At 73.1% G+C, this 12,043-nt stretch carries 9 protein-coding genes and 2 tRNA genes; 6 read left to right on the forward strand and 5 right to left on the reverse strand.

Annotation, left to right across the window (positions count from 1 at the left end):
• Both ACOJUI_RS10660 and ACOJUI_RS10665 read right to left on the reverse strand, forming a co-directional pair.
• A complete protein-coding gene (locus ACOJUI_RS10660) occupies positions 1-459 on the reverse strand; it encodes a single-stranded DNA-binding protein (protein WP_422114941.1) in 459 nt (152 codons plus the stop codon).
• Positions 460-742: 283 nt separating this feature from the next.
• Positions 743-1,360, reverse strand: a complete 618-nt coding sequence (locus ACOJUI_RS10665; protein ID WP_422117655.1) for a superoxide dismutase — start codon at positions 1,358-1,360, stop codon at positions 743-745.
• Between the two features lie 165 nt (positions 1,361-1,525).
• Here ACOJUI_RS10665 and ACOJUI_RS10670 point away from each other — a divergent pair, with 165 nt between their 5' ends.
• Positions 1,526-6,202, forward strand: coding sequence for an ATP-dependent helicase (locus ACOJUI_RS10670; protein WP_422114942.1), 4,677 nt, complete (start codon positions 1,526-1,528; stop codon positions 6,200-6,202).
• On the forward strand, positions 6,202-7,110 hold the full coding sequence (locus ACOJUI_RS10675) for a DNA-formamidopyrimidine glycosylase family protein (protein ID WP_422114943.1): 909 nt from the start codon (positions 6,202-6,204) through the stop codon (positions 7,108-7,110). The genes ACOJUI_RS10670 and ACOJUI_RS10675 overlap by 1 nt, the downstream gene beginning before the upstream one ends.
• Positions 7,111-7,146: 36 nt before the next feature.
• Here the strand turns inward: ACOJUI_RS10675 and ACOJUI_RS10680 are convergent, their stop codons facing one another.
• Positions 7,147-8,298 (reverse strand): alkene reductase, encoded by a 1,152-nt coding sequence (locus ACOJUI_RS10680; RefSeq protein ID WP_422114944.1) that lies wholly within the window; start codon positions 8,296-8,298, stop codon positions 7,147-7,149.
• Between the two features lie 204 nt (positions 8,299-8,502).
• Between ACOJUI_RS10680 and ACOJUI_RS10685 the strand changes: the two genes are divergently transcribed.
• Both ACOJUI_RS10685 and ACOJUI_RS10690 read left to right on the forward strand, forming a co-directional pair.
• Positions 8,503-8,575, forward strand: a tRNA-Arg gene (locus tag ACOJUI_RS10685).
• A gap of 33 nt (positions 8,576-8,608) precedes the next feature.
• A complete protein-coding gene (locus ACOJUI_RS10690) occupies positions 8,609-8,896 on the forward strand; it encodes a hypothetical protein (protein WP_422114945.1) in 288 nt (95 codons plus the stop codon).
• Here ACOJUI_RS10690 and ACOJUI_RS10695 read toward each other — a convergent pair.
• A complete protein-coding gene (locus tag ACOJUI_RS10695) occupies positions 8,850-9,377 on the reverse strand; it encodes an acyl-CoA thioesterase (RefSeq protein ID WP_422114946.1) in 528 nt (175 codons plus the stop codon). The genes ACOJUI_RS10690 and ACOJUI_RS10695 overlap by 47 nt on opposite strands.
• A 147-nt stretch (positions 9,378-9,524) precedes the next feature.
• On the opposite strand from ACOJUI_RS10695, the gene orn reads away from it, so the two are divergent.
• Positions 9,525-11,426 carry an oligoribonuclease gene (gene orn / locus ACOJUI_RS10700; RefSeq protein ID WP_422114947.1) on the forward strand — a complete coding sequence of 634 codons (1,902 nt, stop codon included), beginning with the start codon at positions 9,525-9,527 and terminating at the stop codon, positions 11,424-11,426.
• A gap of 39 nt (positions 11,427-11,465) precedes the next feature.
• Here orn and ACOJUI_RS10705 read toward each other — a convergent pair whose 3' ends face one another.
• Positions 11,466-11,816, reverse strand: coding sequence for a thiamine-binding protein (locus ACOJUI_RS10705; RefSeq protein ID WP_422114948.1), 351 nt, complete (start codon positions 11,814-11,816; stop codon positions 11,466-11,468).
• A gap of 129 nt (positions 11,817-11,945) precedes the next feature.
• On the opposite strand from ACOJUI_RS10705, the gene ACOJUI_RS10710 reads away from it, so the two are divergent.
• Positions 11,946-12,018 (forward strand) — tRNA-His (locus tag ACOJUI_RS10710).
• Positions 12,019-12,043 lie beyond the last annotated feature (25 nt).

The raw sequence follows: 12,043 nt of genomic DNA on the forward strand, positions 1-12,043 counted from the left end.
TCAGAAGGCCGGCTCCAGGGACTCCTCCGCCTCCTCGTCGTCGCTCCGGGCCGGGTTGCTCCCGCCGGCGTCGACGCTGCGGATCTCGCCGGTGTCGTGATCGACATCGGGCTGGTCGCCGAGCCGCAGCGGCTTGGTGAAGGAAGCGGTGCCGTAGGTGAGGTCGTGGCCGATGGCCTCGGCCTGCAGGTTCAGCGAGTGGCGGGGCGTGTCGTCCTGGTCGGTCCACTCCGAGCTGCTCAGCCGGCCGGTGACGATGAGCGGCTGTCCCTTCTTCACCGAGGCGAGCAGGTTCCGGGCGAGCTGGCGGCGGGCGAAGACCGTGATGAACTCGGTCTTGCGATCGGTGAAGTCGCTCTTGGACGCGTCGTAGTAGCGCCCGGTGACGGCGATCCGCACCAGGGCGGAGACCGTGCCGTCGTGCGTGCGCTCGCTGGGGTCCGCGGTGGCGTTGCCCATGATCGTGGTGATGCTTCGTCAACTCGTACTGCGGATGAGTCCTTCCTGGGGGTGCCGGTGCGTTCCCGGCGTTGGCTACCCTGCTCGATGACCTGCAGGGTGCGTCGATGGGGACCGCCGCGCGCCCAGCCAGGTCGCGGCCGATCCTGTGGACGAGCGGGCATTGGGGAGGAACCGTCGCGGCCCGGGGACGGCGCAGCGGCCGGCCCCCGTCAGGGGACCGGCCGCCGCGTCCATGCACCATGCCCCGCGCAGGGGCCCGGAGTGCGTCAGAGCTGCGGGATCACACCAGGCCCGCACCGCGGGTGCGCGCGTTGGCGAACCGCTGCTGGACATCGTCCCAGTTCACGATGTTCCAGATGGCCTTGACGTAGTCGGCCTTGACGTTCTGGTAGTCCAGGTAGAAGGCGTGCTCCCACATGTCCAGCTGGAACAGCGGGATCGTCGCGACCGGCACCCCGTTCTGCTGATCGTAGAACTGCTCGATCACCAGCTTCCCGCCGAGCGGCTCGTACGCCAGCACGGCCCAGCCCGAGCCCTGGATCCCCAGCGCCGCCGCGGTGAAGTGCGCCCGGAACGCATCGAAGCCCCCGAAGTACTCCTCGAGCGCCTGGGCCAGCTCACCGGTGGGCTTGTCGCCGCCCTCCGGCGAGAGGTTCTTCCAGAAGATCGAGTGGTTCGTGTGCCCACCGAGGTTGAACTGCAGATCCTTGGAGAACTGGTTCACCGAGCCGAAGTCCCCGGACTCCCTGGCCGCGGCCAGCTTCTCCAGCGCCGTGTTCGCGCCCTTGACATAGGTCGCGTGGTGCTTGGAGTGGTGCAGCTCCATGATCCGCCCCGAGATCGAGGGATCCAGCGCGCCGTAGTCGTAGTCGAGATCAGGAAGCGTGTAGTCCGCCATGTGGATCATCCCTTCGTCGTGTGGTGCGCGGGACCAGCCATGTCGGGCCCGCCGTGCCGTCCATCCTGCCACGCTGTCCGGGAGATGTCCGGTGACTCGACCCGGCCGCCCGCCCGGGCGCTCCGCGGGCGCGGAGTTGTCGGCGCCGCGGTCCACAATGGTGCGATGGCCGCGCCCCGCCGAGACCTCCCGTCGTCCTTCTCCCCTGCCACCACGGCATGGTTCACCGAGTCGTTCGACGCCCCCACGGCCGCGCAGGTCGGGGCCTGGGAGGCGATCGAGCGGGGCGACGACACGCTGGTGGTCGCGCCGACGGGATCGGGCAAGACCCTCGCCGCCTTCCTCACCGCGATCGACCGGCTCGGCGCGAGGACCGCGCCGGCCCCGGAGCCCGCTGCCCGCACCACCACCGTCCTGTACATCTCGCCCCTCAAGGCGCTCGGCGTCGACATCGAGCGCAACCTGACCTCACCCCTGGTGGGGACCGCCCGAGCCGCCGAGCGCCTCGGTCTCTCCCCCGCCGCGATCAGCGTGGGCGTCCGCACCGGCGACACCCCGCCCGCCGACCGGCGCCGGCTCGCCACCCATCCGCCCGACATCCTCATCACCACCCCCGAGTCGCTGTTCCTCATGCTCACCTCGCAGGTGCGGGAGACGCTGCGAGGGGTCGACACGGTGATCCTCGACGAGGTGCATGCCGTCGCCGGCACCAAGCGCGGCGTGCACCTGGCGCTGTCCCTGGCCCGGCTCGACGCGATGCTCGAGGCGCCGGCGCAGCGGATCGGGCTCTCGGCGACGGTCGAACCGGTCGAGGAGGTCGCCGCGTTCCTCACCGGGTCCGGTCGCCCTCGGCGGATCAGCGTGGTGCGGCCGGAGTCGACCAAGCGCTGGGACCTCACGGTGACGGTCCCGGTGCCGGACCTGCAGGCGATCGAGCCGCCGGCGGACGCTGCCGACGACGAGGACGTCTCCGGCACGATCTGGCCGCATGTCGAGCGGGCCGTGCTGGACCAGGTGCTCGCGCACCGCTCGACGATCGTCTTCACGAACTCCCGCAGCCAGGCCGAGCGCCTCAGCGGGAAGCTCAACCGCCTGCACGCCCGGCGGCTCGGCGCGGGGCGCGCCGAGGGAGCCGAGGGAGCCGAGGCGGAGGAGGCGGAGGTCGAGGACATCGCCCGCGCCCATCACGGCTCGATGTCCAAGGAGGTGCGGGCCCAGATCGAGGACCGGCTGAAGACGGGCTCCCTGCGCTGCGTGGTCGCGACCTCCTCACTGGAGCTGGGGATCGACATGGGGGCGGTGGACCTGGTGCTGCAGGTCGCCGCCCCGATGTCGGTCTCGAGCCTGCTCCAGCGGGTGGGACGGGCCGGGCACGACGTCGGCGCCGTCTCCACCGGTTCCCTGCACCCCCTCCACGCCGCGGACGTGCTGCGCTCCGCGGTGGCCGTGCAGGAGGCGCGGGCGGGGCGGATCGAACCCCTCTCGGTGCCCCGCAATGCGCTGGACGTCCTGGCCCAGCACACCGTCTCCGCGGCCGCGATGGACGATCTGCAGGTCGAGGACTGGTTCGATCTGGTCCGCAGCGCGTACCCGTACCGGGCGCTGCCCCGCGCTGCCTTCGACCAGACCATCGACCTGCTCGCGGGCCGCTACCCCTCCACCGCGTTCTCCGAGCTGCGACCGCGGCTCGTGCACGACCACGAGACCGGGACGCTGTCCGGCCGCCCGGGGGCGCAGCGCCTCGCGGTCACCAGCGGCGGCACCATCCCCGACCGCGGGCTGTACCCCGTGCATCTGGTCGCCGGCGACGACGATGCGCAGCAGCGACGGGTCGGCGAGCTCGACGAGGAGATGGTCTACGAGTCCCGCCGCGGGGACGTGATCACCCTCGGCACTAGCAGCTGGCGGATCGAGGAGATCACCGCCTCCCGGGTCACGGTCTCCCCCGCCTTCGGCCTCACCGGCCGGGTGCCCTTCTGGCACGGCGACGGGGAGGGGCGACCGGCGAGCCTGGGCCGCGCGCTGGCCGCCGCGCAGGCCGAGCTGGCGGCGCTCGAGCGCACCGAGGCCGAGGCGCGACTGGCCGCGCTCGGGCTCGACGCGAACGCCCGCACCGTGCTGATGGACTACCTCGCCGAGCAGCAGCAGGTCACCGGCACGGTGCCCGGACCGCAGCAGCTGGTGGTCGAGCGGTTCCTCGATGAGCTCGGCGATTGGAGGGTGGTGCTGCACTGCGCCTACGGGCAGCGCATCACCGGACCCTGGGCGCTGGCCGTCGGGGCCCGCGTCGAGGAGCGGTACGGGCTGGACGGGCAGGTGATGGCGGCCGACGACGGCATCGTGCTGCGGATCCCCCATGGTGAGCAGCCCCCCGGCGCGGACCTGTTCGTCTTCACCCCGGAGGAGATCGAGGAGGAGGTGCGGCGGCTGGTCGGCTCCTCGGCCCTGTTCGCCTCCCGCTTCCGCGAATGCGCGGCGCGGGCCCTGCTGCTGCCCCGCCGCGATCCGGGCCAGCGCGCCCCGCTGTGGCAGCAGCGACAGCGCTCCTCGCACCTGCTCGACGTGGCGCGGCCCTACCCCGACTTCCCGATAATGCTGGAGGCGGCCCGCGAGTGCCTGCAGGACGTCTACGACCTGCCCGCCCTGATCGACCTGATGACGCAGATCGGCCGGCGCCGGCTCGAGGTGCGGGAGGTGGAGACGCCCTCCCCCTCGCCCTTCGCGCGCTCGCTCCTGTTCGGCTACCTCGCGCAGTTCCTCTACGACACCGACGCCCCGCTCGCGGAGCGCCGCACCGCCGCGCTCGCGCTGGACCAGTCGCTGCTGGCGGAGCTGCTGGGCTCCGTCAGCCTGCGGGAGCTGCTGGACGCCGACGTCATCGCGGAGGTCGAGACCCGCCTGCAGGGCCTGACCGCCGAGCGCGCCCTGCGGGGCGCGGAACAGATCGCCGACGCGCTGCGCCGACTGGGCCCGCTGAGCCGGGACGAGCTCGCCTCCCGGGCCGCCGAGGGGCTCGACCTCGACGCCGAGCTCGCCGGCCTCGTCGAGGCGCGGCGGGTGCTGCCGGTGCGCCTCGCCGGGCGGGAGCACCTCGCCGCCGTCGAGGACGCCGGGCTGCTGCGCGATGCGCTCGGCACGGTGCTCCCTCCGGGCGTGCCCGCGGCCCACCTCGCCGCGGTGCACGACGCGGTCGAGCAGCTGCTCTCCCGCTGGGCGCGGGGCAGGGGACCGTTCCCCGCCGCCGCCCCGGTGGAGGCCTTCGGCCTCGCCCCCGGCGTGGTGCGCGGGGCCCTCGAACGGCTCACCGCTGAACGGGTGCTCCAGCAGGGCGAGTTCACCCCCGGCCGCGAGGGCGAGGAATGGGTGGACGCGGACGTGCTGCGCCGCATCCGCCGCGCGAGCCTGGCCGCCTCCCGTCGCGAGATCGCACCGGTCCCGGGCCCCGTCTACGCCCGGTTCCTCGGGCAGTGGCAGCACCTGACGCCGCGCCGCGCCGATGGCCGACGCGAGCGCGCCACCTGGCGCGGCCAGGACGGCCTGCTCTCGGTGGTCGACCAGCTGGCCGGGGTGTCGCTGCCGCTGTCGGCCTGGGAGACCCAGGTGCTGCCGGCCCGCCTGCCGGACATGACCCCGGCCCTGCTGGATGCGGCCTTCGCCGCCGGCGCGCTGGTGTGGACGGGGCACGGCCGGCTGGGCAGCGACGACGGCTGGATCCGGCTCCACCTCGCCGGCGCCCTGCCGCTCGGACTCGATGCCGGAGCGCTCGAGGACGCCGCGGCAGCGCTGGCGGAGGGCTCGCTGCCCGCCCGGATCCTCGCCCTGCTGCGCGGGACTCCCGGGGCGCTGCGCCACGGCGAGGTGCTCTCGGCCCTGGCGGACAGCGGCGAGGCGGTCACCCCGCCCGCCCTGCGCGAGGCCCTGTGGGACCTCGCCTTCCAGGGCCTGATCACCAACGACTCCTTCGAGGCGCTGCGCACCTACGGCCGCGGCACCGCCCGTCCCACCCGTGCGGGCGGCCGCTCGCGTCCGGTCACCCGGCGCGGCGCCGCCCGGCTGTCGGCGGCGATGATGCGCCAGGGGGCCGCCTCCGTCGAGGATCTCGCCGGCGGTCCCCTGACCGCCGGACGATGGTCGGCGGTGCGGGTCGAGGCGGTGGATCCGTCGGCGCGCGCCGCGGCGCTGGCCACCCTCCTGCTGGACCGGCACGGCGTCGTCACCCGCGGGGCCATGGACGTCGAGGACATCCCCGGCAGCTTCGCCGCGGTGTACCGCGTGCTGTCGGTGCTGGAGGAGAACGGCAGCTGCCGGCGCGGATACTTCGTCGACGGCCTGGGGGCCTCGCAGTTCGCCCCCGTCGAGGCGGTCGACCGCCTGCGGGACCGCGACCGGGAGGCGGAGGCCGAGCGCGGCCCCGACGAGACGGCCGCCGTGATCCCCGCCGAGGCCGCGACCGTGGCGCTCGCGGCGACCGATCCGGGCAACCCCTACGGCGCCGCGCTGCCCTGGCCGCCGCTGCCGATCGCCCCGCCCGAGGGGGTCCAGGCCCGCCCCGCCCGCCGCGCCGGAGCGCTCGTGCTGCTGGCCGACGGGCACGTGCTGGCCGTCGTCGACCGGGGCGCCAAGCACCTGCTGTGGTGGGCCGACGAGGCCTCGACGAGCCTGGCCGCCGAGCAGCTGGTGCGCGCGATCGCCGAGGACTCCCGCCTCCCGCAGCTGCGGATCGAACGGATCAACGGCCACGGCATCGACAGCCCCGCGGTCGCGGCCGTCGGCGCGGCGCTGGGGGCGGCCGGCTGCTACCGCTCCCCGAAGTCGATCCGCCTGCGCGCAGGAGGCCGCTGATGCCCGAGGGGGACACCGTCGCCCGGCAGTGCCGGGTGCTGCACGAGGCCCTCGCCGGGGCGCGGATCATCCGCTGCGACGTGCGGGTGCCGCGCGCCGCGACCGCGGATCTGGTCGGCTGGAGGGTGCGGGAGGTGCGGCCCCGGGGCAAGCACCTGCTCATGCGGCTCGAGCCGCCCACCCCGGGCGTCCCACCGCTGACGCTGCACACACATCTGAAGATGGACGGGATCTGGCACGTCGACGGCCGGGCGCTGCGCTCGAGCGACACGAGCGCAGGACCGCGCCCGACGGACACGATCCGGGTGCTGCTCGATGCGCGCCATGAGGACGGCCGCGAGGTGCGGGCCATCGCCTACGACGTGAAGCAGGTGCGCCTGCTGCGCACGGCCGACGAGGGAGAGCTGGTCGGCCATCTCGGACCCGACCTGCTGGACCCGGCCTGGGGCGAGGACCTGCGCGCGCAGGCGGTCGCGAACCTCGCGGCGGAGCCGCAGCGCCCGATCGGGCTGGCCCTGCTGGACCAGCAGGTGCTCGCGGGGATCGGGAACATCTACCGCAGCGAGCTGTGCTTCCTGCGGCGGATCCACCCGGCCGCGCCGACCGCCGCCGCGGGCGATCTCGGCGAGATGGTCGACCTCGCCCACCGCCTGCTGGCCCTGAACGCCGACCGCACCGTCCGCGTCACCACCGGCGGCATGCTGGGACGGGACGGCGACCTCTGGGTCTACGGCCGCGGCGGCCGGCAGTGCCGGCGCTGCCGGACCCGGATCGAGCGCGGCGAGCTCGCCGAGCCCCGGCTCGAGGGCACCGAGCCGCGGGTGCTGTGGTTCTGTCCCCGCTGCCAGGCCGGACCGGGTGCGCCCCCGGCCCCGGCGCGCCCCGCGCGACGGCGGACGGGTCGATAGGCCCGTCCGCCGCCGTCCGCCATGCGCCGTCAGCCGTCAGCCGACGGGTGCGCCCTGCGGCTCGGCGCTCTGCTGCTGCCAGGTCGGGTAGTCGTTGTACCCCTCCTCGCCGCCGCCGTAGCCGCGTCGCATGTCCACCGGGGTCAGCGGCCAGTCGTTCTGCATCCGTTCGACGAGGTCCGGGTTGGACATGTAGGCCCGGCCGAAGACGAACAGGTCGGCCTTGCCCGCCTCGAGCGCCTTCTGCGCGTACTCCTTGGTCAGGTCGCCGGAGGCGATGACCGTGCCGTGGTAGCGCTCGCGGATGAACTCGTAGGGGAAGCGGTGCCAGATCTCCCCGTCCGGGATGTCGTCGGTCTCCGCCCCGCTGAACGAGCGCAGCGACTCGGGGGTCTGGAAGGCGACGTAGGCGAGGTCCAGCTCATTGAGCTGGTCGATGAGCACCGAGTAGGTCTCCTCCACCTCGTGCTCGACGTTGCCGTTGTAGAGGATGCCGGGGGAGATCTTCACCCCGATCCGGCGGGAGTCGCCCCAGGCGTCGATCATGCGCTTCAGGACTTCGATCATGAAGGTGGTGCGCCTGGCGGGGCTGCCGCCGAACTCGTCGTCACGGAGGTTCGAGGTGTCGGAGAGGAACTGGTGGGGCAGGTATCCGGAGGCGCCGTGCAGCTCGATGCCGTCGAAACCGGCGGCCTTGGCGCGCTGCGCCGCCTTGCCGTAGGCGTCGATGACGTCCCAGACCTCGTCGGTGCTGAGCACGTGGAGGGCGGTGGTCATCTGGACCGCGCCCTGGTCCCGGGTGAAGATCTGGAAGTCGGCCGGGACGTCGCTGGGGGCGCACAGGGTGGTGCCGCCGTTGTTCACCTCATGGCCCACCCGCCCGGTGTGCTCCATCTGCAGGAAGATGCGCCCGCCCGCGGTGTGGACCGCCTCGGTGACCTGCGCCCAGGCGTCCTGCTGCTCCTGGGTCTCGATGCCGGGGATGTCGAAGTAGCCCTGGCCGCGCCGCTCGGGCCAGGTGCCCTCGGAGATGATCAGGCCGGCGCTCGCGCGCTGCGCGTAGTGCGTCGCCATCATCGGGGTCGGGACCCCCTCGGGCGTCGCCTTCGCCCGGGTCATCGGACCCATCACGATGCGGTTGGGCAGGGTCAGATCATGGAGCCGGAACTGCTCGAACAGAGCGGACATCATCTCGTCCTTCCGTGGACGTCGTGGTACCGACCACAGTAGGAGCGCGGAGCGGCCCGGAGGGAGGACCAAGTTCCCGCACCGGGCGGTGGCCCCCGGACGGTGCGACCCGGGGCCGGCACATCGCCCCCGCAGCACATCGGCCGCGGCGGATCGGTAGACTCGTACGGTCGCGACCGGCGCTCGGGCACCGGTCGCGGCTGCGCCTCCATAGCTCAATGGATAGAGCAACGGCCTTCTAATCCGTAGGTTGCAGGTTCGAGTCCTGCTGGGGGCACCGCGCGTCCGCCACCTCCTGAGGAGTCCCCGCATGATGCTGAAGCTCCTCACGATCGTCGGCATCGTCCTGCTGCTGCTCCTGCGCCTGCTGCGCGGACGCTTCGGGGCCGGCCTGCTGGGCGTCTCGGTGCGCGTGATCAGCGCCGTGTACCTGTCGGCGCTGCTGATCGCGGGCGTGCTGGCCGTGGTCTTCGAGCAGTGGATCCTGCTCACGGTGGTGGTGATCCTGCTGGCGCTCAGCGCGGTCGAGGAGATCCGGCGCCGGGCGGGGATCAGAGCGCGCGACCGCGCCGCGAGGAGCCCTCGTTCCACTGCGTGACCCACGTCGGCACCTCGAGATGCTTCGGCACCGGGGACGCCAGCGCCAGCACCTCGTCCATCGGCACCGATCCGCCGGTCCGCCGCAGGAAGCGGGCGCGCACGATCGCGTCGGCCACCACCTCCCCGTCGCGGCGGAAGACCTGCTCGAGGTAGATCCAGCGGTCGTCGTGCCCCATCACGCGGGAGGCGAGGTCGAACCGCTCCCCCAGCTGCAGCGACCGGCGGTAGGTGATGGTCTGCCCGGCGACCACCGGGTACCAGCCCTGGCCGGTGAGGCGCCGCCAGAACCCGGAGCGCAGCATCAGGTCCATCCGCCCGAGGTCCATCAGGGTGAGGTAGCGGCCGTTGTTCATGTGCCGCTGCACGTCGAGATCCGTGGGATACACGCGGAAGGTCACGTGCGAGGTGTCCCAGAGGCCGAGCCGGCGGCGGAAGCGCACCGTGGCCATGAGCAGCAGCAGGCGGACGTACAGGTTCACGGCGGGCTCCTTCGGCGGGCTCCCCGCAGCTCCTCCAGGAGCTGCGGGACTGCAGGGTAACCGTCCGGTGGGCGAGCCCGTGGGGCGCCACGACGCCGGCTCCCCGCGCTGACCTCGCGACTTCCGCACCCGCGATAGTGTTCTCCGGTGACCTCCAGTGCTACTCGTGCCATCAATGACCGGATCATCTGGGTCGACTGCGAGATGACCGGCCTCGACAAGCAGCGCGACGCGCTCGTCGAGATCGCCGTCCTCGTGACCGACGCCGATCTGAACATCCTCGGCGACGGCGTCGACGTCGTCATCAAGCCGCCCGCCGAGTCCGTCGAGCGCATGGACCCCTTCGTGCGGAACATGCACACCGTCTCGGGACTGCTCGACGAGCTCGACGCCGGCATGACGCTGGAGGAGGCGCAGGCGCTGTGCCTGGACTATGTGCGCCAGCACTGCCCCGAGCCGGGCAAGGCTCCACTGGCGGGCAACAGCGTGGGCACCGATCGCGTGTTCCTGGACCGTGACGTCCCGGAGTTCGCGCAGTGGCTGTCCTACCGCACCATCGACGTCTCCAGCCTCAAGGAGCTCGCCAAGCGCTGGTTCCCGCGGGTCTACTACAACGTCCCCGCCAAGCACGGCGGCCACCGGGCCCTCGCCGACATCCGCGAGTCGATCCAGGAGCTCAGGTACTACCGCCAGGTGCTGCTGGCAGCGGAGCCCGGCCCCACCACCGCGCAGGCCCAGGAGGCCGCCCGCGCCGTTCAACTGACCCAGGAGAGCCCCGTGTCCCCTGCCCCGGCCGCACCCGCTCAGCACCTGCCCTGGCTCGACCGGGCCTCGCACCGCACCTGGCTGGAGGGCGAGGGCGACGAGCTGCTGGTGTTCGCCTCCGAAGCGGTCCGCGAGGACGGCGGCTTCGCCTGGCTCGACGAGGACGGCGCCCCGGATCTCTCCCGGCCCGCCGAGCTGTGGATCACCGCCCGGATGACGCACTGCTTCGCGCTCGGCCACCTCCTGGGCCGTCCCGACTTCGGGCGCTTCGCCGACCACGGCCTGACCTCGCTGCGCGGGGTCTTCCGCGACCAGGAGCACGGCGGCTGGTTCGCCGCGGTCGCGGGCGGCAAGGTCGTGGACGACTCCAAGCAGGCCTACGCGCACGCCTTCGTGGTGCTCGCGGCCGCCTCGGGCGTCGCCGCCGGTCGGCGCGGCGCCCGGGAGCTGCTCGACGACGCGCTCGCCGTGCTCGATGAGAAGTTCTTCGACGAGGCCTCCGGGATGAGCGTGGACACCTTCGACCGCGCCTTCGCCGCCTGCGAGGACTACCGCGGGATCAACGCCAACATGCACACCGTCGAGGCGCTGCTCGCCGCGGCTGACGTCACCGGGGAGCGCCGCTGGCTCGACCGCGCCGTCGCCATCGCCACCCGCGCGATCGACGAGTTCGCCCGCGCCAACGACTGGGCGCTGCCCGAGCACTTCGACGTCGAGTGGAACCCCCAGCTGGACTACAACCGCGAGGAGCCGAACCACCCGTTCCGCCCCTACGGCGCGACGATCGGCCACTGGATCGAATGGTCCCGCCTGGTGCTCCACGCGCGCGCCGCGCTCATCGCGGCCGACGGCCAGGCCCCGGAGTGGATGCTCGAGGCCGCCACCGCCCTGATGGAGAAGTCCGCCGCCGCCTTCGGCGCCGACGGCGCCCCCGGCTGGGTGTACACCGTGGACTGGGACGGCTCCCCGGTCGCGCGGGAGCGCATGCACTGGGTCGCGGCCGAGGCCGTCGGCGCCGCCGCGGTGATGCACCAGGTGACCGGGGACCGCATCTGGGCCCAGCGGTACGAGCAGTGGTGGGAGTACATCTCCACCTACCTGCTGGACGCCGGCAGCGGCTCCTGGTTCCACGAGCTCGATGCGGAGAACGAGCCGCAGGGCGTGACCTGGCCCGGCAAGCCGGACATCTACCACGCCCTGCAGGCGACGCTGATCCCCCGCCTGCCGGTCACCCCGACCCTGGCCGCCGCGCTGCGCGACGGGCTGCTGGATTCGACCCTCTGAGGCGCGGCGGGTCCCGGGGCATGCCCCCGGGACGCCGTCTCAGCGCCGTTCGAGGCGGTCGAGGGCCTGCTGCAGGCGCTCGACCTTGCCGTCGAGCTCGCTGCTGCGACCGGGCCGGATGTCGGCCTTGAGCACCAGGGAGACGCGGGAGCCGTAGCGGCCCGCCTCGGCGGTGGCGCGGCGCACCACCTCCATCACCTCCTCCCACTCCCCCTCGATCTCGGTGAACATCGAGGAGGTGCGGGTGGGCAGTCCCGATTCGCGCACGACGCGCACCGCGGCGGCGACCGCGTTGTGCACGCTCGCACTGTCCGCTCCCTCACCGAGGTCGCGGGCGAGGGCGGGGTCGGAGGGCTCACCGGAGGGCTGGACGGAGAAGGCGACGATCATGGCGCCATCCTGGCCCCTGCCGGCCGCCCGGTGCAATGCGTCTCACACTCCTGCAGGCCGGCCGGGGGCGAGATCCCTGCCGGGAGACGGTATGCTGGTCTCTCGTTGCGGGCCTGCGGTTCGCACATGGTGGTCGTAGCTCAGTTGGTAGAGCTCCTGGTTGTGGTCCAGGCGGTCGCGGGTTCAAATCCCGTCGATCACCCCGAGGAAAGCCCCTGTTCGCAGGG

The sequence above is a fragment of the Brachybacterium sp. UNK5269 genome (genome assembly GCF_049266655.1).
Lineage (GTDB): Bacteria > Actinomycetota > Actinomycetes > Actinomycetales > Dermabacteraceae > Brachybacterium.

Bases quoted from the DNA above. Each gene is read 5' to 3' on its own strand.
- ACOJUI_RS10660 (WP_422114941.1), bottom strand. From the start codon at position 459: ATGGGCAACGCCACCGCGGACCCCAGCGAGCGCACGCACGACGGCACG.
- ACOJUI_RS10665 (WP_422117655.1), bottom strand. From the start codon at position 1,360: ATGGCGGACTACACGCTTCCTGATCTCGACTACGACTACGGCGCGCTG.
- ACOJUI_RS10670 (WP_422114942.1), top strand. From the start codon at position 1,526: ATGGCCGCGCCCCGCCGAGACCTCCCGTCGTCCTTCTCCCCTGCCACC.
- ACOJUI_RS10675 (WP_422114943.1), top strand. From the start codon at position 6,202: ATGCCCGAGGGGGACACCGTCGCCCGGCAGTGCCGGGTGCTGCACGAG.
- ACOJUI_RS10680 (WP_422114944.1), bottom strand. From the start codon at position 8,298: ATGTCCGCTCTGTTCGAGCAGTTCCGGCTCCATGATCTGACCCTGCCC.
- ACOJUI_RS10690 (WP_422114945.1), top strand. From the start codon at position 8,609: ATGATGCTGAAGCTCCTCACGATCGTCGGCATCGTCCTGCTGCTGCTC.
- ACOJUI_RS10705 (WP_422114948.1), bottom strand. From the start codon at position 11,816: ATGATCGTCGCCTTCTCCGTCCAGCCCTCCGGTGAGCCCTCCGACCCC.